The sequence below is a fragment of the Methanophagales archaeon genome (assembly GCA_021159465.1).
Lineage (GTDB): Archaea > Halobacteriota > Syntropharchaeia > Alkanophagales > Methanospirareceae > G60ANME1.
This window is the reverse complement of sequence record JAGGRR010000004.1, coordinates 1-1,179: the sequence shown is the minus strand read 5'-3', so window position 1 is coordinate 1,179 and position 1,179 is coordinate 1. Positions and strand designations below refer to the sequence as shown.

Sequence of the window (1,179 nt, the reverse complement as noted above, 5' to 3'; positions counted from 1 at the left end):
GTATTCAGGGAAATTTGACAGACATTTTAGTTAGTTATAGTTAGACATCCTGGAATAAATGAAGAGAAGGAAAAGGCGCATGTCGCACGCAGCACGCAAGAAATATTTATGTGAGTATGTTCCCTATCAAGCTATAACAAACTGTAAATGTAAATCATTTTAGTCTGTTATTTATCGGTTATGAAATTGAGTTCAGAGCATAAGGAAGCAGGAATTTCTATGCCTGAAGAGAGGAGCGAAATAATAAGATTCCTGATAGAGAAAAAGGCGTACCCAAGGTGTAGCAAGACCGGGAAAATATTCTTCTTGAGACGCAGGAGAGATGACGGTTTTGAAGAGCTAAAGGAAAGAATTATTGAGGGGTTGAGACTAAAGACCGAAGACGATTGTAAAAGTGTAAGAGAGATTATAAAAGCGGAATTAGCAAAACGGAGAAGAACCAGACCTATAAAAAAGTGGATTAAAGAAGAGAGACCAAGGGAGATGCTGATAAAGCATGGTGCAGAAACTCTTACGCCTGCAAAACTGTTAGCAATTATTTTGGGGACTGGCAGCAGCGAGGGAGTGAGTGCAGAGGATTTAGCACGAAGGATATTGAACCATTTTGGTAGTTTGAGGGCAATAGATTCCGCACATATCACTGATTTGCAGGCAATTGAAGGTATTGGAGAAGCGAAGGCGGCACAGATAAAGGCGGCATTGGAAATTGGTAAGAGATTAATGCGGGAAGAAGCCGAGCGTAAGACGAAAATAAGGACCGTGAAGGATGTTGTTGAATACGTTGGCGATTACTATGCTCCCTATTTGAGGGATAAAGAGAAGGAGTTCTTTAATATAATCCTGTTAGATGTCAGGAACAAGGTGATAGATAATATAGAGTTGAGTAAAGGAAGCGTGTCAGCAAGCGTGGTTGATGTGAAGGAGATAATAAAAGAGGCGACGAAGAAGACAGCATCTGCAATTATTATGGTGCATAATCACCCTTCGGGCGATGCGGAGCCTTCTAATGATGATATGGAGATTACGAGACGAGTAGTTGAAGCCTGCGGTTTGGTGGGCATAAAGGTGTTAGACCATATTGTGATAGGGAAAAATAAGGATGATTATGTGAGTTTTATGGATAGAGGGTTGATAAAAGGAGTGTGAAGACGAGAGAAATATATACGCATGTGAGTAATA

Annotated in this window: 1 protein-coding gene; it reads left to right on the top strand. The window is 40.5% G+C overall.

Translation table 11 applies throughout. The features are described 5' to 3' along the window. Positions 1-219: 219 nt before the first annotated feature. Positions 220-1,146, top strand: coding sequence for a DNA repair protein RadC (gene radC, locus J7J01_00100; GenBank protein ID MCD6209296.1), 927 nt, complete (start codon positions 220-222; stop codon positions 1,144-1,146). Positions 1,147-1,179 lie beyond the last annotated feature (33 nt).

Excerpts from the sequence above, each read along its gene's own strand:
- radC (MCD6209296.1), top strand. The coding sequence starts at position 220 with ATGCCTGAAGAGAGGAGCGAAATAATAAGATTCCTGATAGAGAAAAAG.